At 64.1% G+C, this 25,233-nt stretch carries 21 protein-coding genes and 1 pseudogene; 14 read left to right on the top strand and 8 right to left on the bottom strand.

Annotated features, from left to right (window positions below):
- Positions 1-105: 105 nt before the first annotated feature.
- Both IVA80_RS06170 and IVA80_RS38555 read right to left on the bottom strand, forming a co-directional pair.
- Entirely contained in the window at positions 106-3,510 is a 3,405-nt protein-coding gene (locus IVA80_RS06170) for an acyl-[ACP]--phospholipid O-acyltransferase (RefSeq protein WP_247426678.1), read from the bottom strand.
- Positions 3,511-3,866: 356 nt separating this feature from the next.
- Entirely contained in the window at positions 3,867-4,133 is a 267-nt protein-coding gene (locus IVA80_RS38555; RefSeq protein ID WP_346347971.1) for a hypothetical protein, read from the bottom strand.
- Between the two features lie 51 nt (positions 4,134-4,184).
- Between IVA80_RS38555 and IVA80_RS06165 the strand changes: the two genes are divergently transcribed.
- Complete coding sequence (locus IVA80_RS06165; RefSeq protein WP_247426821.1) at positions 4,185-4,805, top strand: TetR/AcrR family transcriptional regulator; 621 nt, start codon at positions 4,185-4,187, stop codon at positions 4,803-4,805.
- Between the two features lie 313 nt (positions 4,806-5,118).
- On the opposite strand, the gene pncB is transcribed toward IVA80_RS06165, so the two are convergent.
- From pncB to IVA80_RS06140, 5 genes and pseudogenes are all read right to left on the bottom strand, one after another.
- The gene (gene pncB / locus IVA80_RS06160) at positions 5,119-6,423 is read right to left on the bottom strand and encodes a nicotinate phosphoribosyltransferase (protein ID WP_247426675.1); all 1,305 of its coding nucleotides are present in this window, start codon (positions 6,421-6,423) and stop codon (positions 5,119-5,121) included.
- 81 nt (positions 6,424-6,504) lie between these two features.
- Positions 6,505-6,705: pseudogene (locus tag IVA80_RS06155) on the bottom strand (LysR family transcriptional regulator); the annotation flags it as partial.
- Positions 6,706-6,724: 19 nt separating this feature from the next.
- Complete coding sequence (locus IVA80_RS06150) at positions 6,725-8,875, bottom strand: adenylate/guanylate cyclase domain-containing protein (RefSeq protein ID WP_247426672.1); 2,151 nt, start codon at positions 8,873-8,875, stop codon at positions 6,725-6,727.
- Between the two features lie 18 nt (positions 8,876-8,893).
- On the bottom strand, positions 8,894-9,562 hold the full coding sequence (locus IVA80_RS06145; protein WP_247426669.1) for a hypothetical protein: 669 nt from the start codon (positions 9,560-9,562) through the stop codon (positions 8,894-8,896).
- Positions 9,563-9,749: 187 nt separating this feature from the next.
- Entirely contained in the window at positions 9,750-10,889 is a 1,140-nt protein-coding gene (locus tag IVA80_RS06140; RefSeq protein ID WP_247426666.1) for an HD domain-containing phosphohydrolase, read from the bottom strand.
- 283 nt (positions 10,890-11,172) lie between these two features.
- Here IVA80_RS06140 and IVA80_RS06135 point away from each other — a divergent pair, with 283 nt between their 5' ends.
- The 11 genes from IVA80_RS06135 (at position 11,173) to IVA80_RS06085 (ending at position 23,346) form a co-directional block, all read left to right on the top strand.
- On the top strand, positions 11,173-11,496 hold the full coding sequence (locus tag IVA80_RS06135; protein ID WP_247426662.1) for an STAS domain-containing protein: 324 nt from the start codon (positions 11,173-11,175) through the stop codon (positions 11,494-11,496).
- Entirely contained in the window at positions 11,496-11,861 is a 366-nt protein-coding gene (locus IVA80_RS06130) for a response regulator (protein WP_018317043.1), read from the top strand. Before IVA80_RS06135 ends, IVA80_RS06130 begins: the two co-directional genes overlap by 1 nt.
- Positions 11,858-13,957 carry a chemotaxis protein CheA gene (locus tag IVA80_RS06125; protein ID WP_247426659.1) on the top strand — a complete coding sequence of 700 codons (2,100 nt, stop codon included), beginning with the start codon at positions 11,858-11,860 and terminating at the stop codon, positions 13,955-13,957. Before IVA80_RS06130 ends, IVA80_RS06125 begins: the two co-directional genes overlap by 4 nt.
- Positions 13,957-14,418 carry a chemotaxis protein CheW gene (locus tag IVA80_RS06120; RefSeq protein WP_247426656.1) on the top strand — a complete coding sequence of 154 codons (462 nt, stop codon included), beginning with the start codon at positions 13,957-13,959 and terminating at the stop codon, positions 14,416-14,418. The genes IVA80_RS06125 and IVA80_RS06120 overlap by 1 nt, the downstream gene beginning before the upstream one ends.
- A gap of 38 nt (positions 14,419-14,456) precedes the next feature.
- Positions 14,457-16,154: a methyl-accepting chemotaxis protein gene (locus tag IVA80_RS06115; protein ID WP_247426653.1), complete on the top strand. Its 1,698-nt coding sequence runs from the start codon at positions 14,457-14,459 to the stop codon at positions 16,152-16,154.
- A gap of 35 nt (positions 16,155-16,189) precedes the next feature.
- Positions 16,190-16,678, top strand: a complete 489-nt coding sequence (locus IVA80_RS06110) for a chemotaxis protein CheW (protein WP_247426650.1) — start codon at positions 16,190-16,192, stop codon at positions 16,676-16,678.
- 75 nt (positions 16,679-16,753) lie between these two features.
- Positions 16,754-18,922, top strand: a complete 2,169-nt coding sequence (locus IVA80_RS06105) for a methyl-accepting chemotaxis protein (protein WP_247426647.1) — start codon at positions 16,754-16,756, stop codon at positions 18,920-18,922.
- A gap of 141 nt (positions 18,923-19,063) precedes the next feature.
- Positions 19,064-19,918, top strand: coding sequence for a CheR family methyltransferase (locus IVA80_RS06100; RefSeq protein WP_247426643.1), 855 nt, complete (start codon positions 19,064-19,066; stop codon positions 19,916-19,918).
- 15 nt (positions 19,919-19,933) lie between these two features.
- Complete coding sequence (locus IVA80_RS06095; RefSeq protein WP_247426640.1) at positions 19,934-21,025, top strand: chemotaxis response regulator protein-glutamate methylesterase; 1,092 nt, start codon at positions 19,934-19,936, stop codon at positions 21,023-21,025.
- A gap of 5 nt (positions 21,026-21,030) precedes the next feature.
- Positions 21,031-22,758, top strand: a complete 1,728-nt coding sequence (locus IVA80_RS06090; RefSeq protein WP_247426637.1) for a chemotaxis protein — start codon at positions 21,031-21,033, stop codon at positions 22,756-22,758.
- Between the two features lie 141 nt (positions 22,759-22,899).
- Entirely contained in the window at positions 22,900-23,346 is a 447-nt protein-coding gene (locus IVA80_RS06085) for a hypothetical protein (protein WP_247426634.1), read from the top strand.
- Positions 23,347-23,471: 125 nt separating this feature from the next.
- Here the strand turns inward: IVA80_RS06085 and IVA80_RS06080 are convergent, their stop codons facing one another.
- Complete coding sequence (locus tag IVA80_RS06080; protein WP_247426631.1) at positions 23,472-23,645, bottom strand: hypothetical protein; 174 nt, start codon at positions 23,643-23,645, stop codon at positions 23,472-23,474.
- Between the two features lie 650 nt (positions 23,646-24,295).
- Between IVA80_RS06080 and IVA80_RS06075 the strand changes: the two genes are divergently transcribed.
- Positions 24,296-24,451: a hypothetical protein gene (locus IVA80_RS06075; protein ID WP_247426627.1), complete on the top strand. Its 156-nt coding sequence runs from the start codon at positions 24,296-24,298 to the stop codon at positions 24,449-24,451.
- Between the two features lie 280 nt (positions 24,452-24,731).
- A complete protein-coding gene (locus tag IVA80_RS06070; protein WP_247426624.1) occupies positions 24,732-25,154 on the top strand; it encodes a hypothetical protein in 423 nt (140 codons plus the stop codon).
- The last annotated feature ends 79 nt before the right edge of the window (positions 25,155-25,233 follow it).

Genomic DNA, 25,233 nt, shown 5'->3' with positions numbered 1-25,233 from the left:
TCACGATGAACCTGGTCAGGGACGCCGAGGTGCGCGCGATGCCGTGCAGCAGAACCACTCCCGGACATTGCGCGTCGCCTGTCAAGGGCACCTCGCGCATCTGTCTTACGCCACTTCGCGCTCCGGCGCGGAAGCCTGCTCGCGGGCCATCGTCGTTGCGGTGACGTAGTCGGTCTTGCCGGTGCCGAGCAGCGGCATCTTGCCGACCACCATGATCGCCGCCGGAACGGTCAGCTCGGACGCGCCGATCGCCTTGGCCTGACCCTGCATCGCGCTGCGCTCGGCGTTCTTCTCCGTCGTCAGCAGCACGATGCGCTCGCCCTTGCGCGGGTCCGGGATCGACACGGCAACCGATGCGGCCTGCGGCCACAGCGTCGTCGCGATGTTTTCGACTGCCGACAGCGAGACCATTTCGCCTGCGATCTTGGCAAAGCGCTTGGCGCGGCCCTTGATGGTGATGAAGCCGGCCGGGTCGATCGCCACGATGTCGCCGGTGTCGTGCCAGCCCTCGGTGAGCGGTTCGAGCACGCCGGGATTTTCGGCCCTGAGGTAGCCGAGCATCACGTTCGGTCCGCGCACCGAGAGGCGTCCACCTTCCTCGATGCCGGGGACCGGATCGAGCCGGCTTTCCATCAGCGGCGACAGGCGGCCGACCGTGCCGGGACGGTTGGCCATCGGCGTGTTCATCGCCAGCACGGGCGCGGTCTCGGTGACGCCGTAGCCTTCCAGGATGCGGATGCCGTAACGCTCCATGAACACCTGCCGGGTGCGATCCTTCACCGCCTCGGCGCCGGCGATCACCAGGCGCAGCGTGCGGAAATCGTAGGCATGCGCCGAGCGTGCGTAGCCGGTGAGGAAAGTGTCGGTTCCGAACAGGATCGTGGCGCCGGTCTGGTAGATCAGCTCGGGCACGATCCGATAGTGCAGCGGCGAGGGGTACATGTAGATCGGAATGCCCACGAGCAGCGGCATCATCATTCCGCCGGTCAGCCCGAAGGAGTGGAACACCGGCAGCACGTTGAACACCTTGTCGTTGGCGTTGGCATCGACCCGCGCCAGCGCCTGCGCCGCGTTGGCGAGGATATTGCGATGGGACAGCACGACACCCTTGGGCGTGCCTTCCGAGCCCGACGTGAACAGCACGACGGCGGGATCGTTGGCTTGGCGAGCGACGCGTGGCGCGGTGCCGGCAAGCAGGCCCTTGATCTTGTCGGCCGTGCCGATCGAGGCGCGGACGTCTTCGAGGTAGACGATTCGTGCCTCCGCGGAGATCGCGGCCATCAGCTTGTCGAGCTTGCCCTTCTCGATGAAAGCCTTCGACGTCAGCACGGTCTTGACCTGCGCGGCCTTCATCGCGGCAAGCACGTTGACCGGGCCGGCCGAGAAATTGAGCATCGCCGGCACCCGGCCGATGTTTTGCAGCGCCATGAAGACGACGGCGACGCCTGCGGAGTTCGGCAGCAGCACGCCGACATTTTCGCCGACAATGGTGCCGGTCTCGAGCTTCCGGCTCAAGACCTGCGCGCCGAGGATCAGCTTGCGATAGGTCAGCTTGGTGCCGAGCGCGTCCTCGACGATGACCTTGCCGGTGTCGCGGTCGCGATAGGCGTGTCCGAGCGCTTCGAACAGGGTGTGATCGAGCATGGCGTTCTTCACCATGGCATCGATCATCACGTCCTGGAGCGCGTTGCCGGCGGCATTGCGGCGCGCCTTGCTCTTCAGCGACGGATCGACCGGAAGCTTGACCGGCGGCAGGATGGTGACCGTCACCCGCGGAAACCACGAGCGCTTGATCTGGCTGCTGTTGAGATAGCTGAGATGTGAGCGTTGCGCGCCCTCGATCCGTACCGGCACGACGACTGCGTCGGCCTTGTCCGCAATCATGGCGGTGCCGTCATAGACCTTCATCAGCGAGCCGGAAACAGTGATGCGTCCCTCCGGGAAGATCACGACCGGTTCGCCGGCGGCGACGAGCTTGATCAGGTCGCGCGCGGCCAGCGGCTTGGTCGGGTCCATGGTGTAGTGCTTGACCACGCGCAGGAACGGCTTGGCCCACCAGGCCTTGGAGATGCCGGTATCGACGGCGAAGCTCGCGTCGATCGGCAGCACGGCGTGCAGCAGCGGGCCGTCGATCAGGCTGACATGGTTGGGCGCGATCAGCATGCGCGTGCCGGGAGGCGGCAGGTTTTCGAGCCCGCGAATTTCGGTGCGGAACAGTGCGCGGAACAACAGTCCGCCGAAGTCGCGCACGCCTTCCTTGCCCCATTTCGTCAGCACGAACCAGACCGCGCCGAAGCTGGCGACGCCGAGGCCGAAGAAGATCCAGCCGACGTGCAGTCCGCCCGCCTGCAACAGCGCGACGAACAGCGAGCCGACCACCATGAAGGCGGCTTGCAGCACGTTGCCGGCGGCAATGATGCGGGCACGCTCGGACGGCGCCGACCAAGCCTGGACGGCGGCGAAGGACGGAACGACGAACAAGCCGCCGCCGAATGCGAAGACGACGAAGTCGATCAGCATGCGCAAGCCGGAAATCGACGTCGCGAAGTCGGCCGCGGCTATGTCCTGACCCTTGGCGGTCACGCCGATGGCCCAGGCGAGGTCGATGCCGGCAAATCCCATCATGATGGCGCCGATCGGCACCAGCGCGAGGTTCGGGCGAACGTGGCTCAGGCTGGCGGCAAACAGCGAGCCGATGGCAATGCCGATTGCGAAGGTCGCCAGACACAGCGTCACCACGCCTTCGGTGCCACCGACGACGTCCTTGACCAGCGCCGGCAGCAGCGACAGCACGATGGCGCCCACCAGCCAGAACCACGAGACGATCACGGTGCCGTCCCACAGCCGCTTGTCCGCGTAGAGCGTTTTCAAGAGGCCGAGCGTCGAGGTCCAGGGATTGGCGTTGACGGATAGATCGGGTGCCGAAGGCGTGGTGGCGGGAATCCGGGAGGCGAAGGCCCAGGACAGCAGGGCCAGCACGACCGCGGCCGATGCGACCCAGCCCATATGCGCGGAGCCGGCCACGAACTGGCCGCCGGCGACAGTGCCGAGCAGGATGGCCATGAAGGTCGCGCCTTCGACCAGCGCGTTGCCGGTCGCGAGTTCTCCGAGTTCGAGCTGGTCCGGCAGCATGGAGTATTTCACGGGGCCGAACAGCGCGGCGATGATGCCGAACAGCGCGAGCGCTGCGAACAAGAGCGGCACCGAGTGCAGGAGGAAGCCGGCGGCGGCAAAGCCTGCCGCAAAGATCTCGGCGAATTTGAGCCGCCGCGCGACGGCGGATTTGACGTATTTGTCCGCGAGCTGGCCGCCGAGCCCCGACAGGATGAAATAGGGGAAGATGAAGACGGCGCCCGCGACCGTCACCAGCGCGTCGCCGTGACCGGTCGCGGCACTGTAAAGCAGGATGATGACGAGTGCGTTCTTGAGCACGTTGTCATTGAGCGCCGAGAAGAATTGCGCCCAGAACAGCGGCGCGAAGCGGCGTGACGACATCAATTCCCTGATCATGACAAGTCCTGTTTTGGAAAGGCAGCCTGAGGTTGTTACGTTGCCGGTGAGGCGTCACGATCGGAAGGGTATCGGACGATCGATTGCAGGGCGAAGCTCGTCGGCCTGCTCTGTCCCTCGATCCTTCCGATCCTGTTGGTCTCCAAATGGTCTCGTTAGGTTCGCAAATTTCTGGTCGCGGCGAGGTTCGGTCGGGAGGGGCCGCGCCTATCGGGATATCGCGCCGGGCGATAAGGAAAAGCTGAACCGCATCGCCGCAGGCCGCGCAATCCGCTGCGAATGTCGGACATGGTGAGTCCTGCGTTGCAGCCCGCTCTTGCATTCGAGCCGACCAGAACGTGCCAGCTGCGTGCGCCTCAGGTGAGATGGGCAAGGTGGCGAAAGGGCGAGAGGCGGCCGAGCAGGCTGAACCGACGGCCCTCGTCACGGGCACGGGCGCGGCTCGCCCGCCACATCCGGAAGGTCGCGCGGCGCTCGGTGAGCACGCCGGCAATGTCGCAGGCGTTTGCAATGCGGTCGATCGGTGCCATCGCGAACCGCAGGAGGGCGCGGCCAAATCCGGCCATGAGAGCCGAGGCGTCATCGACGAAGGTGGAGGCGATATCAGCAGCGAGGGTTTGCATTTTGCAGGTCTCCGGGCTAAATTGAACAATGTTCAATTGAGTAGCTTGAAAATGAACAATGTTCAAGAAGAATCGCTGCGAGACCAGAAAAAAAGCCGCCGGCGGCTTCAGATACTGGAGATCGCGCGCGGCATTATTTCAAGTAAGGGATTGAGATCATTGAAGGTTCGGGAGGTCGCGGAGGCCGCCGGTTGCTCGGTCGGCAGCGTCTATAACGAGTTCGGCGACTTTGACGGGGTGATCCTCACCGTCAATCGGGAGACGGTTCAGGCGCTGACGGGACGACTTGGCAAGGTTCCGGCCGAAAATTCGGTTCGCCAGCTCTACGGGTTGGCTGAGGCTTATCTCGAATTCTTTGCCGAGCACGCAAACCTGCTGCGCTCGCTGTTCGAGCATCGGATGGAGGACGACCGTCCCTATCCCGACGACATCCTTCAGATGGTGATGGATGCCTTCGCGCTGATGCATGCACCTCTGGTGCGGCTGCTACCGGAAGCCGACGACGTGCAGGTCGCTCTTCTGTCGCGCACCCTGTTTTCCGCCGTGCACGGGATCATCTCGCTCGGCCTCGAAGAGCGCATGATCGCCGTGCCGCCGCAGATGCTGCGCCAGCAGGTCGAACAATTCCTCGACGCACATCTGGCCGGTCTCGGGATTCCGCCTCTGCGGTGACAGGGGCGAGCAGCGTCAGGCGCGCGCGGCTTCGCGCGGCCGGGCCGCAACAGCGACGATGCCCGCTCCCGCGCTGTCGACCTGAACCCGGTTGCGTCCCTTTTCCTTGGCGCGATAGTAGGCGCGTCCGCACGCCGCATCGCATGCTCCAGCGTGGTCCTGCCGCCTGCAATGCAGGCAACGCCGATGCTGAAAGGCTGTGAAGCGCGTGCGGGCACATTGATGAAAATGCTGCGGATTGGTGACATGCGCTTGTCCCCGAGCCGATGGCTCGAGTCTTTGTGCGCAATTCACGTGATGGGGAGATATCGGTCTAGACCAGTACCGGCTTGCGCACCCGGCCGGCGTCGCCGAACACGCGCAAATAGCGCTCGATCTCCGAGGGCAGGCCGGTCGCCTTCTCCGGATTGTCGGAGAGCTTGACGGCCGGATGTCCGTCGACCGACGACACCTTGCAGACCAGCGAGATCGGATCGAGATTGAACGAGCCGTCCGGTGTGCAGCCGACAAAATCATTGGTGAGGTTGGTGCCCCACCCGAACGAGAGCCGGACGCGGCCGGTGAAGTGGTGATAGGTCTCCTCGATCGAGCCGACATCCATCGCGTCGGAGAACACGAGCAGCTTGTCCTTGGGATTGCGGCCCTTCGACTCCCACCATTTCATGATCTCTTCACCGGCTTGAATCGGCGGCGCGCTGTCGGGGCGGAAGCCGGTCCAGTCGGCGACCCATTCCGGCGCATCGCGCAGGAAGGCTTTCGTACCGAAGGCGTCGGGCAGTGCAATCAAGAGGTTGCCGCCATAGGTCTGGCGCCACTGGTCGAGAATGCGATAAGGCGCCCAGCGCAATTCCTGGTCATCCCGGGCGAGCGCCGCCGCGACCATCGGCAGCTCATGCGCGTTGGTGCCGATGGCCTCAAGATCATTGTCCATCGCCAGCAGCACGTTGGAGGTGCCGATGAAGGACGGGCCGAGGCCCTCCTTCACCGCCTCCACGCACCAGCGCTGCCACAGGAATCCGTGGCGGCGGCGCGTGCCGAAGTCGGAGAGCCTCAAATTCTCCAGCTGGCGCAGCCGCTCGACCTTGGTCCACAGCTTGGCCTTGGCGCGCGCGTAGAGCACGTCGAGCTCGAAGCGGCCGCGGCCCTTCATGGCCGCGCGCGAGCGCAGTTCGTTGAGGATGGCCAGCGCCGGAATTTCCCACATCGTGGTGTGGGTCCAGGGACCGTGGAAATGCAGCTCGTACTGGCCCTCGACCTTGCGCAACTCGTATTCGGGCAGGCGGAATTCGGCCAGCCAGCGGATGAAGTCCGCCGAGAACATGTGGGTCTTGCCGTAGAAGGTGTTACCGGCAAGCCAGATCAGCTCCTTTTTGGTGAAGCGGATGGTGCGGGCGTGGTCGAGCTGGGCGCGCAGCTCGCCCTCGTCGATGATCTCGGCGAGCCGCACATGACGCGAGCGGTTGATGACTGAGAAGGTCACCTGCTGATTCGGGTAAGATTCTCGAATCATTTGCAACATCAACAGCTTGTAGAAATCGGTATCGAGCAGGCTGCGGATGATGGGATCCAGCCGCCAGCTGTGATTGTAGGTCCTGCTCGCAATATCGGTCACGGTCATGGGGGAATTCTAGCGTGGCTGCGGCGGCGCAACCAGTGGGTTTGGCGGGGATCAGGTTTTGGCGGGGCTGGGGCCGATCGCTCAGGCCTCGGCCATCGCCGCCACGGTATCGAGCTGGCTCCTGATCCAGCGATGGGCCTGATCCTTCTGGTAGCGCTGGTGCCAGACCATGAACATCGGCAGCTCGGCCAGCGTTCGCCTGCGCGGGGCCAGCGGAATCCGCACATGTGCAAAGCCGCGCATCACGCCGGAAGCAAGCAGGCTCGGCATGCTCGCCAGCATCGCGCGCTTGGTTTTGCCGCTACTTTCCTTCGAGTGTATTGACCGGTGTCCAATCCGGCGGTGGGGGATTTGCGAGGAGGGCCTTGGCGCGTTTCGCGAACGACGCCGAGGCTGGATCAGCCTTCGCCACACTCTCGAACGCGTCAGCCGCCTTGGCAAAATCTCGCGCGCGCCAGCAGGCGAGCCCCTCCGCATACGCCGTGGCCACCTTGGTCTGCCCGGCGCTCTCCGCGCCCTTGTCCGCCAGCGGCTCGAACACCTTGATTGTCTCGCCGCGGCCGAGCACCTTGATCGCATCGAGCTCACGCCAGGCGAAACTGTCGCCGGTCTGCGCCATCGTCGTCTCGGAGGCCATGATCGCGGTGCCGTAATATTTGTTGGCACCCTCAAGCCGCGAAGCGACATTCACGGTGTCGCTCATCACGGTATAGTTGAAACGGCGGCGCGAGCCGATATTGCCGACCACGGCTTCGCCGCTGTTGAGCCCGATGCGGTGCGACAGGCCGTGGCCTGCGAAGGCGGGATTGCTGGCGTTCAATTCCGCGAGCTTCTCGTAACATTTCAGCGCGGCGTGAACGGCGTTGCGCGCGTGCGCGGGATCGTCGGCCGGCGCGCCGAACATCGCGACGATGGAATCGCCGATATATTTGTCGACATAGCCGCCATGGCCCTCGATGATGTCGGTCATGGCGGAGAGATATTCGTTCATCAAGGTCACCAGTTCGCCCGGTGTCATCGTCTCCGCGATCGAGGAGAAGCCGCTGAGGTCGGAGAAGAACATGGTGACATTGCGCATCTCGCCGCCGAGCGCCGGCATCTTGCCGGAGGCAACCATGGTGTCGATGACTTCGGGGGCGAGATAGAAGGCAAAGCTCTTGCGCAGAAAACGCTCGTCGCGGTCGGCCAGCACGAAGCGATAGCCGATCATCATCGCGAGTGCGGCAAGGCTCGCGAGCGCAGGCTCGGTCAACGGCAGCGCAAAGGCGTAGACGAATGCGCCGATTGCCACGGCGGCGTAAGCGGCGGTGAGGCCGAACCAGGCAATCAGCGCGCCGCTCGGTGCAAGCATGCAGGCCGCAACGGCGATCATCGCTGCGAACGCGATCGTGAGAATGGAGCGCGCGGGAAGGCCGAGTTCGGTCACGGCATCGCGCTCCATCAGATTTCGGACCGCGGTGGCATGCACCAAGACGCCGGCGATGTCGCTGCGGGCCTTTTGCGCGGTGTTTGCCGGGGCGGGCAGGGTACATCGTGCGGCCGGTGTTCCATCATAGCCACCGGATAGGCGCATCGAGGTCAGCTTGCGGTCCTCCGAATTGAGGATGGTGCCGAGCAGGACGATCTTGCCGTCGAAGGCGCGGCGGAAGAAATCGCGGTCGCCCTTCTCGACGCAGGCGTGCAGGTCCGCGAACGAATACGTCGGGACGTCTCGGCCCAGCCCACGAAAATTGAGCGTCAGCGTGTTCGGCACCGCAGCCGGGATCGCGTAGCCGGATAACTTCGTCACACCGGACGGTCCGGTCTCAGGCTTTGCACCGAGCGTGCGCGCGGCGAGCTCGACCGCCATCGCGGCGACCGGCTTGCCCTCGATCGAAAAGCTCAGCGGCAGCCGACGGATCACGTCATCGGCGTCGGTATGGACGTTGAGGGCGCGGATGTTGTTTTTCACCGCCAGTTGTTGCGCACGGTAGGGAACGTCCGGATGCTGGTTGCTCAGGCTCTCGCCAAGCACCAGCTTGCCGCTGTCGGAGATCTGCCGCAGGGCGATCAGGTAATCCCGGTCAAATCCCTTCATGCGCGTGCCGAGCGGCGCGTCGCCGAAGGGAATCTCCGATTGTTCGATCGAGCTCTGAAAAATGACGTCGAAGCCGATGACCTTTGCACCGCCGTCTATCACGCTTCCCAGTACGCGCCCGACTTCGCGCGTCCAGGTCAGCGTCGGCGATCCCTTGAACGGCGGGGTGTCGTAGGTCTCCCCGTCGATCGCCACCACGACGACCGGCGATGTCGCGGGATCGCGGCGGTCACGGGCGAGCTTGCCGCGGGTCGCCGTGAGGATGTCGAGCGAGAGACCTTGCAGCGTCTGAAGCGGCGGAGACGTGAAGACTGCGCCCGCAACGAGCGCGATCAGGATCGCCGCAACGATATCCCGCCTGCCGATCCGCCGCATCGCGCCGCCGCTGACCGCCTATTCGAGCCGCAGCAGGCGGCCGACAATCGGCGTCGGCGACGAGGTGGCGCTGGCATCGACCTGGAAGGCGTAGCGCTTGGCGCCGAGAATGGCGAGATAGCTGCCACCGGGGGTCAGCGACTTCCCAACTTTGGCGAAGTCATAGAATTTGCCGCCGACCATGATGTCGCTCTTGAGCGGGATGTTGATCGTGGGCTCCTTGCCGTCGGTGCGCTCGATGATCAGGGTGCTGCCGCTTTTGGCCTGAACCAGCGGCGCGACGCCGTAGATCGTCGGCAGCTTGGTCGGCGCAACCTTCGAGTCCGATCGCATAGTGCGGAAGGTGGTTGCGGCGCTCTGGTTCGCCTCGCGCTCGGATAGCCGAGCCGCGTTGGTATCGCAGGGCACTTTTTCCCGCTGTACTTGGCCGAGCTGCACCGTGCTCTGCTCGGTGCCGACCAGGACGACGCCTTCGCTGATGGTCTCGCGCAGGCAGGATTTGAGATAGCTGAGCGTGATGCTCGCCTTCGGCCCGAGCTTGATGATCTTGCCGGGCGCCACGTAGTCCATGAACGCGATGCCGTCGACCTTGCCCTGCACATCCTCGACGATCGCGGCCGGGGTCTCCGCAAAAGCGGGGGCCGCAAGATAGAACGCGCCGAAAGCGGCGCCGATCAGGCTTCTCATGGGTATTCTCATCCAATTCGACCGATGCTTTGCCGGTCCTCATCCTGGTCCGATGCTTAGCAGCAGGATGCCCAGGCAAGTGTGACCGGAATCACTCTTTGATATTGGTGCACTCTATCAGCAACAGGTTCAAACCGGCGACCGGAGAAAACAGAGCCGCGGCAAGCTGTTGCCCACACGGATAATGTCAAGCGGCCGGGACGGCCTCGGGCAACCGGTCCTCGACCGCGCGGCTCTCAGCCGCACACTCTATAACAGCAGCGAGAGCGGCTTCGGTCTTCTGATACGGCGTCGCCTGCTGGCCGGCGGCGATCTCCACGACCTCGTCCCAGCGCGACAGGAAGGCCTCGACGCAGGCCGGGTCGAACTGCCGGCCCTGGTTCTCGACCAGATAGTTGCGCGCCACGTCCAGCGCCATCGGCTCTTTATATGGCCGCCGCGTCGTCAGGGCGTCGAAGACGTCGGCGACAGCGACCACCCGCGCGGCGACCGGGATGTCGTCCGCCCTGAGGCCGTTCGGATAGCCTGCGCCGTCCCAGCGCTCGTGATGGCCTGCGGCAATTTGCGCACCGAGCTGGATCAGCTCGCAGCTGGAGTCGGCAAGGATCCTTTCGCCTATCGTCGCATGCGTCCGGATCACCGCCATCTCCGCGTCGGTCAGCTTGCCGGGCTTGAGCAGGATATTGTCGGGGATGGCGACCTTGCCGACGTCGTGCAGGGGCGCGGCCAGATAGATGTCCCGGCAGAGCCGGGGTGGCAGGCCGAGCTGCTCGGCGATGATGCGGCTGTAGCGGGCGACCCGCAGCGTGTGTTCGCCGGTGTCGTTGTCGCGGTATTCGACCGCGAGCGCGAGCCGCAGAATGATCTCCTCCTCACGCTCGCCGAGCTTCTGGGTCGCGGCGGCGACCGCGCTCGCCAGATCCGCGGCGCGGTCGTTCTGCTTGCGCACGGCTGCACCCAGGTGCACCAGGTTACGCAGGCGGATCGTCATTTCGACGCTCTGCGGCTGTTTCGGTAAGAAATCGGTTGCACCAGCCTGCAGCGCTTCCATCTTGACGTCATCGGTCTGTCGCGAAGTGATCATCGCGATCGGGATGTCGGCGCGGCCGGGCAGGGCGCGGAAGGCGCGGATGAAGCTGATGCCGTCCATACGTGGCATCTCGTAGTCGACCAGCACGAGATCGAAGACGCGTTCGCGCGCGCAGGCCATCGCCTCGATGGGATCGAGGAAGGTGGTGGCCTCGACCAGGCCTTCGGATTCGATATGACGTTTCAGGAAATTGAGGACAGAGCGGCTGTCGTCAATCAGAAGCGCTTGGGTCAACATCGGCCGGGCTCGTTCGGATGGCGAGGCATGACCTCAAGAAATAGCCCGCGTGATTTAACGCGGAGCAAACGTTCATGCCGCGGCGAACTGCCCAAGACTGCGCGCAACGCATGCGATTTGGGCGGGCTATGCACTCATGCATGCAGACGCGAAGTTCTTCGGTTTGTGACCCGTAGTTGTACGGGGGAGCCCATTAGGGGTTTGCATACTCTCCGTTGCGAATAGTCGTCGTGCGGGATTCGCGCCATGCGCGCAGCGAATCCCGATGAAATTTGGGGGACGAATGTCGTCTGATGTCACTGAGCCGAAGTGGTCCCTACGGCTGCCTGCGGATTGCAGCATCGCTGCGATCCGGAGCGTCTATGATCTGATCCGCGAAGCTTTCGGCCGGCAGGACCGGCTCGAGATCGATTGTTCGAGCGTCGACAAGGCCGACGTGACCTCAATCCAGCTTCTGCTGTCGACCGCCAAGACAGGCGAGGCCCAGGGCCGCCCAGTGGTGCTCACATCATTCTCCCAGTCTCTGCGTAACACGCTTCATCGCGCCGGCTTCGCCAGCGAGGCGATGATCGATCAGCATTTCCTGCAAAAGAAAGATGGCGCCTGATGGCCACGATTCTGACCGTCGACGATTCCCCCAGCATTCGGCAGATGATCAAGGTTGTGCTCGAGCCTGCCGGTCACAGCGTGATCGAGGCTGGCGACGGCGCGCAGGGGCTCGCCAAGGCGCAGGCCGGCAAGCTCGACCTCGTCATCACCGACCTTAATATGCCCGTCATGAACGGGCTGGAGCTGATCCGCGCGCTGCGCAAGCTGCCGAGCGCGGTCGGCATGCCCATCGTGTTCCTGACCACCGAATCCAACGATACGGTGAAACAGGAAGCCAAGAGCGCCGGCGCCACCGGCTGGATTACCAAACCCTTCAAGCCCGAGCAGCTGCTCGCCGTCGTCGGCAAGCTGGTGCGCGCATGAGCGCGATGGACCCGACCGAGGTCTTTCGCCAGGAAGCCAGCGAGCTGTTCGAAGTCCTGGAAGGGGCCCTGCTCGATCTCGGCCAGCGTCCAGACGACCGCGAACTCGTCGATTCCGCCTTCCGCGCCCTGCATACGATCAAGGGCTCGGGCGCCATGTTCGGCTTCGACAAGGTCGCCTGCTTCACCCATGAATTCGAGACCGCGTTCGACCGCGTCCGCAAGGGCGAGATCAAGCCGACGCAGGAGCTGATCTCGGTCGCGCTCGCCGCCAAGGACTATATCCGCGCGCTGATCGAGGATCCGCAGTCGACCGACGACGTCATCGGCGAGGCCATTCTCGACGACCTCAAGCGCTTTGTCCTTCCCGATCAGCCTGTCGCTCCTGTCGCCGAAATGGCCGAAGCGCCGCCGCTGGCCTCCAGCGAGAGCAAGCAGGTCGGCTGGCATCTGTATCTGGAATTCGAATCGCACGTCCTGCGCAACGGCTCGAACCCGCTCGATCTGCTGGAAGACCTTTGCAAGCTCGGCCCGTGTTTCGTCGTGCCTGTTACCGACGGCATCCCGTTCCTCGACGAGATGGAGCCGGAAGACTGCTATCTGAAGTGGGACGTCAAGCTGCATGCGGCCTGCGACAAGGAGGCGATCGACGACGTCTTCATGTTCGTCCAGGACGAGATGAAGCTGACGCTCTCGCCGCTGGAGCATGTCGAGGCGCCCGCGCCGGTGCCGCTGTTCCAGCTCCTCGACGAGGAGCCGGCCCCGGTGATTGAGATGATTGCGCCGATGGTCGAGGCTGTTGCTGCGCCCGTCACCAAGCAGCCCCTCGCAAAGGCGCAGTCCAAGTCTGAAGCAAAGCCTGAGCTGAAGCCCGTGTCAAAGCCGGAACCGAAGCCCGAGGGCAAGCGCGACGAGCGCGGCATCGCCACCGTCCGTGTCCAGGCCGAGCGTCTCGACGAGTTGATGGACCGGGTCGGCGAGCTTGTTATCGCTCAAGCGCGGCTGACGCAGCTCGCCTCGTCCGGCTCGGATCTCTCGATCAAGATGATCGCCGAGGAAATCGAGCGCCTCGCCTCTTCCTTGCGCGATACCACGATGGGCGCGCGCATGGTACCGATCGGCTCGCTGTTCGGCCGCTTCCGCCGCCTGGTGCACGATTTGTCGCGCGATCTGGCGAAGCCGGTCGAATTCGTCACGACGGGCGAGGACACCGAGCTCGACAAGACCATGATCGAGTGCCTGGCCGATCCGCTGGTGCATCTGATCCGCAACGCCATCGATCACGGTATCGAAGACACCGCAACGCGCTCTGCGAACGGCAAGACCGAGCAGGGCCGGATCGAGCTCGCGGCCGTGCATTCCGGTGCGCAGGTGCTCGTCACCGTGAAGGACAATGGCGGCGGCCTCAACACCGCGCGCATCCGCGCGAAAGCGGAAGAGCAGGGGCTGATCGCCTCTGGCGCGGTGCTGACTGATCACGAGATCCACCAGTTCCTGTTTCACCCGGGCTTCTCGACCGCGCAGACCATCTCGGCGCTGTCGGGCCGCGGCGTCGGCATGGATGTGGTCAAGCGCACCATCGAAAACATGCGCGGCACGATCGACCTGTCGACCCGGCCGGGCCAGGGCACCACGGTGACGCTGCGCCTGCCGCTGACACTCGCGATCATCGAGGGGCTTTTGATCCGTGTCGGCGAAGGCCGCTACATCATTCCGTTGTCGGCGGTGGAGGAATGCGTCGAGCTGACGGCCGAGGACGAGCGCTCCCGCGGCCGCAACTTCCTCAACGTTCGCGGCAACCTCGTTCCGTTCCTGCGGTTGCGCGAGATCATGTCCGCGTCGGGTTCGCCCGACCGGCACCAGAAGACGATCATCATCTCGACCGGCGAGACCCGCGTTGGCCTCGTCGCCGACCAGATTATCGGCAACCACCAGACCGTGATCAAGTCGCTCTCCAAGCTGCATTCCGACGTCACGATCTTCTCCGGCGCGGCGATTCTGGGCGACGGCACGGCGGCGTTGATCCTCGACGTCGCGCAGCTCGTTACACTCGCGCAGTCGAAGGTCGAGAAACAGCACATCAGCGAGGCGGCGTGATGAACGAGGTGCAGACGGGCGAACGTCAGACGGGCGCGATGCAGGTCGTGATGATCGGTCTCGGCGAGGAGAAGTTCGCGCTCGACGCCGGCCTCGTGCGCGAGATCATCGATCCCGTGCCGGTGACCAGGGTCGCAGGCGCGCGTTCCTTCGTTCCCAGCGTCATCAACGTGCGCGGCAACGTCATTCCGCTCGCGGATCTGCGCATCCGCTTCGGCATGCCGCAGCCCGAGAACTCGGCCGACACGCGCATCGTTGTCATCGAGCTCGCGCTCGACGGCGAGCCGGTCCTGGTCGGCGTCACCGCCGACAAGGTTTACGAGGTCACGGAGATATCGCAGACCGACGTGCAGCAGACGCCGCGCGTCGGCATGCATTGGAAACCGGAGTTCATTCGCTTCATCGCCAAGTGGCGTGAAGAGTTCGTCATCGTTCCAAACATGGAACGCATTCTGAATTGAGATCAGGTCTCGGGGCGAGATCAGGGTAGGGGCTGGAAATGAGATTTACCGTCAGGGCAAAACTTGCCAGTGCGTTCGGTGTGGTCCTGTTGCTCTCGATGGCGGCGGGTGGCGTCGCTTACGTGAAGCTGAGCGAGATGATCGACACCGCGGACAGCCTGGTCTCACGCGCCGGCCGGATGGACCGCGCGGCGGAAATCGAGAAGGGAATCCTGCTCCAGGTCCGCGCCGAGAAAAACCTCATTCTTGCGTCCGAAAGTGAGGCCGAACGCTTCCTTGCCGAGATCGCCAAGCAGCGCGAGTCGCTTTCGAAGCTGAAGGAAGAGATCCAGGCGTTGGCCTCTCCCGAGGGTAAGAAGCTCATCGAAAATTTCGGCGTCGCCTATGCGCGGATGAACGCGGTTCAGGATGATGCGCTCAAGACCGCGCGGAGCGACAAGGCGAAGGCCGCCGAGCGCTCGATGACCGACGTTCGCAAGGCGGTCGGCGAGGCGATGGAAGCCGCCAATGCCTATGTCACCAACGTCAAGAAGAACATGGCCGACCAGTCGGCCCAGGCGCATGAAGACGGCAACCGCGCCCACCTCCTGCTGGTCTCGGCTGTGCTGGCATCGCTTGTCATCGGCCTGATCGCCGCGATCTGGATTTCGATCAGCATTGCCCGTGGCCTTAGCCGTGCGGTCGGCCTTGCCGGCGCGGTGGCGGGCGGCGACCTCAGCCAGACGATCGACGTCTCCAGCAATGACGAGATCGGCGATCTCGTCAAATCGCTCAACATGATGGTCGAAAAGCTTCGGCAGGTTGTCGAGGAAGCCCTCACCGCGGCAAACAACGTCTCCGCCGGCAGCCAGGAGCTGTCTGCCAGCGCCGAGCAGCTCTCGCAAGGCGCGACCGAGCAGGCCTCGTCCGCCGAGGAGGCCTCGTCCTCGATGGAAGAGATGGCTTCGAACGTGAAGCAGAACGCCGACAACGCCAACCAGACCGAAAAGATCGCGGCGCGATCGGCGCAGGACGCCGAATCCAGCGGCGTCGCCGTGGGGCGTGCCGTCAATGCGATGCAGACCATCGCCGAGAAGATCACGATCGTGCAGGAGATCGCGCGCCAGACCGACCTGCTTGCCCTCAACGCCGCGGTCGAAGCCGCGCGCGCCGGTGAGCACGGCAAGGGCTTTGCGGTGGTCGCCTCCGAAGTGCGCAAGCTCGCCGAACGCAGCCAGGCGGCGGCGGCCGATATCGGCACGCTGTCGACTGAAACCGTGAAGGTTGCCCGGGAAGCCGGCGATATGCTGTCCAAGCTCGTGCCCGACATCAAGAAGACCGCCGAGCTGGTCCAGGAGATCACCGCGGCCTGCCGCGAGCAGGACGTCGGTTCGGCCCAGATCAACCAGGCGATCCAGCAGCTCGACAAGGTCGGCCAGCAGAACGCCAGCGCCTCAGAGCAGGTGTCCTCGACCTCCGAGGAGCTCGCCTCGCAGGCCGAGCAGCTTCAGTCGACGATCTCGTTCTTCCGCATCGAGCATGCCGGCCGCGGCGAGGGCGCCGCGCCCGCGCCGATCGACCGTGCGGTCACCCAGCTCCGCGCCAAGGCCGCTCACATGGCGGCAGCGGACCGCGGCGTCAAGAAGCCCGCGCCCGCCCGCAAGCCGGCGCGCGCGATGAAGGTCGCCAATGGCGGCGGATTCGCCTTCGACATGCATGACGGCGAAGACGACCGCGACGCCGCGTTTCAGCGCTGACGCATCTTGTAAACCAATCTGACCCGGACTTTAACATGGCCGCAACCTCGCAATATCTGACGCTCGGGCTCGCCGGCGAGACGTTCGGCATCAGCATCCGCAACGTCCGCGAAATTCTCGACATGCGGCCGATCTCGCGGTTGCCGCATGCGCCGAGCTTCCTGCTCGGCATGATCGACGTGCGCGGCAGCGGCTATCCGATCGTCGACCTGAGGACCAAGCTCGGCTTGCCGGCCGTGACGGCGACTGAAGCGACCCGCATCATCATCCTGGACGTGCCGATGAAGGACCGTCTGGTCGGCGTCGGCTTCGTCGCCGATTGCGTGTTCGAGGTCACCGATATCGATGAGCAGGCGATCGAGCCGATTCCTGAAGTGGGCGGCAAATGGCAGTCCGACTATGCCGCCGGCATCGGCCGCAAGGGCGAGAAATTCGTCGTCATCTTCGACCTCGCCAAGCTGATGGCGCATGACGAGATCCCGCAAGGGCGCGATGCGGCCGCGGATTCATCCCGTGCTGCCTGAGTTTGCAAGAGACTGAGTTTGCAAGAGTAAGCGTGGTCAAGCGTAAGCACCCCAATTCGAACCAACGAGACTAAAATGAGATTCACGGTAAAAGCTAAGCTGGCCTCGGCATTCGGCGCGGTTATTCTTCTCTCAATGATCACGGGAGGTGTCGCCTATAACAGTCTCTCCAGCTTGACCGCGCAGCAGGAGCGGATCATTGGCCAGGCCGCCCGCACCAAGCTCGCCGCGGATGTGATGGACGCGATCCAGGGCCAGCAACGCGCCGAGACCCGGATGATCCAGGCGGTGTCGGACAAGGAAACCCAGGACAATTACAACGCAATGCTGGTCCGTCGCGAGAAGACGCTCAAGCTCTACAACGACCTGCATGGGCAGGCGAGCGACAACGGAAAACGCATGCTCGACCAGGCTTCCGGCCCCATGAAGCGCATGAACGAGTTCGAGGAGCAGGCCGGAAAGTTCGCGCTGCTCAACTCGAATAACAAGGCTGCCGAGCTCTGGAAGGCCGAGGGTCAGGCCGCGGCCAAGGATCTCGACCTGATGTTCGACGCTGCTGTTGCCGAATTGAGCAAGGGCGCATCCGAAAACCAGCGTGTGGTCACGGCGATGTTGACCGCGCGTGCGGACATTGCGCGTCTGTCTCGCGCGATCGTGACGGCCTATTCCGCCACAAGCACGCAGGAAATCGAGGTGGACGTCAAGGAGGCCATGCAGCGGTTAAATGACGTCAAGGCGGCGGTGGCGCAGGCGGGCCAGGCCGGTGCAGCAGCGGGAATCAATGCGCAGTCGGAGCGTCTTGCGAAGACCGTCGATAGCGTCACGCGACTAGCCCTCGAAGCTGGGAACATGAAGGCGGCGGCTATCGCAAGCGGCGAAGGCCGCAAGGTCTTCAACGAGACGCTGACCGCAATCGAACAGTACGTCAAGCTGAACGAGAAGCAGATGGCGGACGTCGTGGAGGAGGGCGCCAGGGAGGCAGCCCTCGCCAAGACGTTGTTGATCAGCATGATCGTTGGTGCTCTCCTGATCGCAGTGGCTTCCGCGACCTGGATCGCCCTCAACATCAGCCGAGGACTCGGCCGGGCGGTCGATCTCGCCAAGGCGGTGGCGGTCGGCGACCTCAGCCAAAAGATTGCGGTGTCCAGCAACGACGAGGTCGGCGACCTTGTCTCGGCTCTCAATGCGATGACGGCGAATCTGAACGCAACCGCCGCGGTGGCCAGCGAGATCGCACAGGGCAATCTCACGGTCGAGGCGAAGCCGCTGTCGGACAAGGATACATTGGGCCTCGCGCTCGAACGCATGGTGGAAAAGCTCCGGCAGATCGTCGCCGAGGCGCTCACGGCTGCGCAGAACGTCTCCGCCGGCAGCCAGGAGCTCTCGGCGAGTGCCGAGCAGCTCTCGCAGGGCGCGACCGAGCAGGCTTCGTCCGCCGAGGAAGCGTCCTCCTCGATGGAGGAGATGGCCTCGAACGTGAAGCAGAATGCCGACAACGCCAATCAGACCGAGAAGATCGCAGCGCGGTCGGCCCAGGATGCCGAAGCCAGCGGCGCCGCAGTCGGTCGCGCAGTGAACGCGATGCAGACCATCGCCGAGAAGATCACGATCGTGCAGGAGATCGCGCGCCAGACCGACCTTCTCGCGCTCAACGCGGCGGTCGAGGCCGCGCGCGCCGGCGAACATGGCAAGGGGTTTGCGGTGGTGGCGTCCGAAGTGCGCAAGCTCGCCGAACGTAGCCAGGCGGCCGCCGCCGAGATCGGCACGCTGTCGACCGAGACCGTCAAGGTCGCGCAGGAAGCCGGCAATATGCTGTCCAAGCTCGTCCCGGACATCAAGAAGACCGCGGAGCTCGTCGAGGAGATCACCGCCGCCTGCCGCGAGCAGGACGTCGGTTCGGCCCAGATCAACCAGGCGATCCAGCAGCTCGACAAGGTCGGCCAGCAGAACGCCAGCGCATCCGAGCAGGTGTCCTCAACCTCGGAAGAACTCGCATCGCAGGCCGAGCAGCTTCAGTCGACCATCGCCTATTTCCGCATCGAGCAGGGGCGGAGCCAGGCGGCCGCGCCGATCGACCGGGCGGTCAACCAGTTGCGCGCCAAGGCGGCCACCATGGCGGCGGTCGAGCGTCCGGCCAAGAAGCCGCAGGCCAAGCCCGCGCGTGCCGTGAAGGCGGCCGGTGGCGGCTTCGCCTTCGACATGAACGACGGCGAGGACGATCGGGACGCCGAGTTCCAGCGCTAAGGCCTTCTAGGGGAATGGCCCACCTTCACCGGTGGGCCGCCCCGTCTTCAGTAACCAGCGCAACCGCGTAGGATTCAAGATGGCCCGTTCGGCCCGACATTCAGTGCAGGCGGCGACGATCCCGGATCCGGGCATTCAGCCATGATGCCTGCCGTGCAGGATACCGCCGTCCATCTGTCGGACCGCCACTTCCGGACCATCGCCGAATTGATCGAGGGCCAGGTCGGCATCAAGCTGCCGCAGGGCAAGCGGTTGATGCTGGAGGGGCGGCTGCACAAGCGCGTGCGCGCGCTGAACTTCTCCGATCTCAACGAATATGTCGACAACCTGTTCGAGGCTGAGCATTTCGATACCGAGCTCACCCATCTCATCGATGTGGTGACGACCAACAAGACCGACTTCTTCCGCGAGCCCCAGCACTTCACCTTCATGCGGGACGTCGCAATCCCGTCCTTGCTCAAGTCGCATGGACGCAAGACAGCGAACCTGAAGATCTGGAGTTCGGCGAGCTCCACCGGCATGGAAGCCTACACCACCGCCATGGTGCTCGACGACATGACGCGGAGCGGCTCGCGGTTTCAGTACCGCATCCTCGGGACCGATATTTCGACCGCGGTACTGCGCCTTGCCAAGAGCGCGATCTACACCCGCGACGTGATTGCGCCGGTGCCGGAGCATTTCGCGAAACGATATTTCCTGTCGTCGCGGGATCGCTCCCGCGGGGAAGTCCGCGTGGTGCCGGAGCTCAGGCGCATGACGCATTTCATGCGGATGAATCTCATGGACGCGTCCTATCCGGTAGACCGGGACGTCGACCTCATCTTCTGCCGCAATGTGTTGATCTATTTCGACAAGCCGACCCAGCGCAAGGTCGTCCAACAGCTCTGCAGCCATTTGCGGCCGGGCGGGTATTTGCTGGTCGGGCATTCGGAATCGATGATTCACAGTTCCGTTCCGGGTTTGAAGCAAGTTCAGCCAACCATTTTCCAGGTCTGATTGGAGTCACACGTGATGCCGAGGGAGAAAGTTCGCGTGCTGATCGTGGACGATTCGGCGTCGGTGCGCCAAATCCTGCAAACGATTCTCAATGACGACCCTGATATCGAGGTGATGGGGACGGCTTCCGATCCGTTCGCGGCGGCGCGCCGCCTCCAGGACGAGATCCCCGACGTCATGATTCTCGATATCGAAATGCCGCGCATGGACGGCATGACGTTCCTGCGCAAGATCATGGCGCAGCGTCCGATCCCGGTGATCATCTGCTCTTCGCTTACCGAAGAAGGCTCGAACGTGATGTTCGAGGCGTTCGAGGCGGGCGCGGTCGATATCGTGCCGAAGCCGAAGGTCGACACGCGGCAAGCGCTGCTCGAATGCTCGATGCGGCTGCGGGAGGCGGTGAAATCGGCAGCGCGCGCGCGGGTGCGCCCGCGGGCGGAGCGTCGAACGATCGAGAAGAAGCTGACCGCTGACGCCATCATCCCGCCGCCCGTGCAGGGGAAGGTCCGGCCGACCACGGAGCGCATCGTGTGCATCGGTGCATCGACGGGGGGAACCGAAGCGCTCAACGACGTGCTCGAGCTGCTGCCGCCGCACTGCCCTCCCATTCTCATCGTCCAGCATATGCCGGCGGGGTTCACGGCGGCCTTTGCCAGACGTCTCGACAGCGTCTGCCAGATCCGCGTCAAGGAGGCCGAGGACGGCGAGGCGGTGCTGCCGGGCAGCGCCTATATCGCGCCGGGCGCGCGTCACATGCTGCTCCAGCGCATCGGCCTGCGCTACCAGATCGCGATCAAGGACGGCCCGCCGGTGTCGCGGCATCGCCCCTCAGTCGACGTGCTGTTCCGCTCCGCGGCCCAGCATGCCGGCGCCAACGCGCTCGGCGTGATCATGACGGGTATGGGCGACGACGGCGCGCGCGGAATGCTGGAGATGCGCAAGCTTGGCGCCTCGACACGCGCGCAGGACGAGGAGAGCTGCGTGGTGTTCGGCATGCCCAAGGAAGCCATCGCGCATGGCGGTGTCGAGAAGGTCGTCTCGCTGCATCATATCCCGCGCGAGATCATGCTCTGGTACCAGGCCGGACACGTTGCGGTGGCAGGTTGATTGCAATGTCCGCCATTCCGGCCAACACGCTCACTGAGGCGATCGCAGCGATCGAGGATGTCTCGTCGCGGATCGAGGACGTCTTCGCGCGGGTCGGTCACGAGCTCGGTCGCGGTCACCTCATCTTCAAGGAGCTGAATCAGGGCCTCGCGACGCTCTCGGAGGAACTCTCCGGCGCCGAGATCGAGGGCGCCGCCACCGCATTGAAGGAGATCGCCGCGCGGCTCAGCGAGCTGGCAGAGGTGCTGCCGGCCGAGAGCCTCCTGCTTGCGGACATCGGCACGAGCACGGCGGAGGCGTCCTCGCTGCTCAAGCCGTTGTTCAAGCACATCCAGATGATCACCATCATCGCGCGCAGCGCGCGGATCGAGGCGGCTTCGCTCGATGGCGACCGCGAGGGCTTTCTCGCCTTCACGCACGAGGCTTACGATCTCGGCAAGGCCGTGCAGCGCTCGATCGAGGGCTGCGCGCGGGACCAGCAGCGCCTGTCGGAAGCCGTTGCGGCCGCGTCCTGCCGGCAGAGGGAGTTCGAGAACCGTTATCGGGCTCAATTGGTGTCGGAGAGCGTCGAACTCGGCGCAGCCTATTCCGGATTGCGCGACCAGCGCCGCAACAGCAGCCAGCTCGCCGACCTCGCGAGCACCAGCACCAGGAAGATCGCCGAGGCGGTCCGCGGCGCAATCGTTTCCTTGCAGGCCGGCGACAGCACGCGCCAGCGCCTCGAACATGTCTGTCATGGCCTCGGCCATGCGTCGGAATCTGCGCCGAGCCTCGTTCCCGAACGCGGCGCGGGCGGCGACGGCGCGCGCGCGATCTGCCAGTTGCAGGCGGCCTTGCTCAGAGACGCCCAGCGCGAATTCGGCGGCGACATTGGCCAGATCGTTCGTGCGCTGAGCGCGATCCTGCGCGATGCGGGCAATGTCGTCGGCCACGGTCGCACGCTGTTCGGCGGCGAGGATGGCGGCTCATCATCGTTCCTGGCGCGCATCAAGCAGACACTGGCACATGCCTCGACCCTGATTGCCACTTGCGAGAGCGCCGGCCGCTCGGTCGACGAGGCGCTGGCCATCGTCGAAGACATGCTGGTAAAGTTTCGCCAGGCGATCGCCGGGCTCGCCGAGGCGACCGTCGACATCACCCTGATCGGAATGAATGCCGGCCTCAAAGCAAGCCATCTCGGCAGCCGCGGCAGCGCTTTCGTCGTGATCGCCAACGAACTCAAGGCGACCGCCGACCAGGTTTCAGCGGGCGCAGGGCGCCTGCGGCCTGTGCTCGACGGCATCGAACGCTCGGCGAACGAGCTGAAGCAGCTGCGCGTGCAGGGCGATCCCACGCAGCTCGCCAAGCTCGAGCCGCAGATCCTCCAGGCGCTGCGCGAGGTCGAGGTCGGCAACGAACGGCTTGGCAAGCTAATGAGCCGGCTCGTCGACGAAGGCGCGGAATTCGAAGGCCTGATGAATTCGGCGCAAGGTCTGATGAACTCGCTCGGAGAGAGCTCCGCGGCCTTGCCTGCGGCTGCCGCGCGCCTCGAGACCGCCTGCGCGGGCGCGCAGCGGCCGCGGCCGGAGGCGCAGGATCAGGCAATGCTCGACGATCTCTTCGCGCGCTACACGATGGAACGCGAGCGGCACGTTCACCGCGAGTTCCTGCAAACGCTTGGCCTTGCGTCGATCGTCGCCACGCGCCGGGTCGAGGCGATTGAAACCGCGGATGACGGCATAGAATTGTTTTGACGTTTGCCGCCGGCGTCGCGGCAATTCGATGGATTGGGTTTTCGGGGGATTAACCCTGCTCCAAGGGCAGGCAGTTCGGTCATTGTCGCGCCCCAGAGTTGGTTGCAAATACAGCCCAATTTTCACGTTGGGAAATGTCTCATGCTGAGAGACGGTAAGTACGCTGCCTGGTTCAGGACTCCCCGTGGTCAGGGCACCGGCGTCGTGGACCTGGTCGAGGGCCGGATCTCGGGCTGCGACAGCTTCTTTGCTTATGGTGGTTCCTATCGCGTCGATGAGCGGCACTTCTCGGCCGTCCTGACCGTGAACCGGCATGCTGACGGCCCGCCGAGCGTGTTTGGCCCTGATGAGGTCGAGGTCAAACTCTCGGGTGTGTGCAACGGCCTTGTTGCGACCTGTTCGGGAACGGCCAAGGAAGCGCCCGACGTGAAGTTCGATGCGACGCTGATTTACAGCCAGGAAGATGCGCCGGCAGACGACGCCAAATGCGCGGTCGTGAAGCTCAATGCCGACAAGCTGCCCAAGGGTCTCGACAGCCGTTCCCGGCCGCGTCATCCGTTCACGCCGACCAAGGCGCCTGGGTCTTGAGGTGCCAGTTAATCCTGGCGGCGAGCTGCGCGGGCAGATGGCGAAACAGGGACTTCGTTTCGTCCATGCATTGCGCAACACTCGCGGACCGTAGCGCGCAGCAGACCTGTCGCGCGCGGCTGACGCTATCCCTTCTTGGAGCCCCTGGATTTCAACGACAGGCCAAGGCGCAAGGCCATGCGCTTGATCGCATCGGGCGGGCGCCCGAGAAGTTTCGCTGCCTCTTCCAGCGAAGTCGAAGACTTGGCCAACTCCATCAGCCGGCGGTCTTCCTTGAACGACCAGGGCCTGCGCGCCATAACCGAATTCATCCTCTCGTCGACACAAAGACAAAGCCGCCAAGCGGACCCATGTTCGCTCGACGGCTTTGCTTGGGTGGGGCCGGGCCTGGGGAGCCCGGTGCGAAGATGGATATGCGATCCGCTGACGTTCGCAACAAACAACGCGGATTAAGCTAACTGCTCAACCTTACCGGGATGAAATCGGCGCGTAGCGCTCCGTATAACCACGGGGGTTTTCGAGATAAACCCTGTTGACGTCGGAGCAAGCCGGTTCTGGACCGCCGACCACCCCTCCAGCCCGCCTCCGGCGCTCCTTGATGCGAAGCCGGGTTGCCGGGGCAGGGCGCATCACGCGCTCCGTCTTCCCGTGGCGGACATCGCGCGACCCCGTGGTCCCGGCGTCAAGATTTGTGCGCGACCAGGAATGATTGTCGCGAGGGCACCGCGCAGATTCGAAGAATCACATTCAATTGAGTCGCGCTCCGCGTTGATCGCGGCGGCTTCGAACGAGAATAGATTCACTTGCATCGCATGCCTGCGGCAGGGATCTGCGACGAGCAGGATCGCGCTTCTCTCAGACGAGTCGTCACGAGATCGTCGAATTCGTTCGGCTATGGTCGCGCACGCGGCCACGAACACGTCAAACTCAACAAATCAAGAAGACCGAGATGCTTCGGAAAGCACGAGCGGCACTTCCTCTCACGAAGCTCAGAGAACGGGCGTTTGAAGGCGCCTTTTTCAGCGTCGCGCTGATCGCGATGGCGGGCTGGGTGTATTTCATCACGCTGTTGCTGGTGCGATTGTTCCTCTGGTTCTTCGCTTGACGCACGAGCCCGATCGCTTCGCATGCAAGGTGCTGCCCAAAAGATCCCTGGCATGACGAGAAAATCAGCGACCGCGTTGCGGTTTGCGTGCAGCAAGGGAGTGGGCCATGATGGGATTTCGGGAAGACGCCATGACGAGCCCGACGAACAACGCGCCACGGAGGGCGCCTGGAGAGCCTGGATGGCGCAAAGCCGCACCGAGCGGCGCGAAGGATTCAATCTTTATTAACCGTCCCGGACCCATTTTCTGGTCTGGCGCTTCGAACCGGAAAATGCACGCATGTTTCAGCTCTTCCTGCGGGCCCGCACCCATAGCTTCCTGAAGGATCGTTTCGGGGGAGAGCAGACGTTCCGCGCGCGCTCGCCCGAACGCGACGCCGAAACGGATCGCACGCGCATTGAAGCCATCATGATTGCGATCGATGACGCCCTGCATGCGGCGGAGCACGAGCAGTCGGGTCTCAATCGCCGGGTGGAAGACGTGCTGGCGCGCGCCGCCGTGACTATCGGCAATGGTGACGACGAATATCTCGAGCGCGAGGCGCTGGACAATCACCACCAGGATCTGTTCGACAAGGAGATCCTGAACGGCCAGCGCCGGCTCAAGGAGCTCGGCGCCTCGATCGCCCATTTCAGGTTCCTGAAGGCAGCAATGCTGAGCCGCTTCCCGGAATTCCGGCCCCCGGCGAGTCCCACCAACTGACGCTAAATCGCGAGCATGCTGTTGCCCTGATTGGATAGCAGCGTCAGGTTCCGGTGGCATCGGCCCCGGTATCGATGTC

Origin of the sequence: Bradyrhizobium sp. 139 (genome assembly GCF_023074175.1) — a bacterium.
Classification (GTDB): Bacteria; Pseudomonadota; Alphaproteobacteria; order Rhizobiales; family Xanthobacteraceae; genus Bradyrhizobium.
Note: the sequence above shows the minus strand (reverse complement) of the source record. Positions and strands in the feature narration are given on the sequence as shown.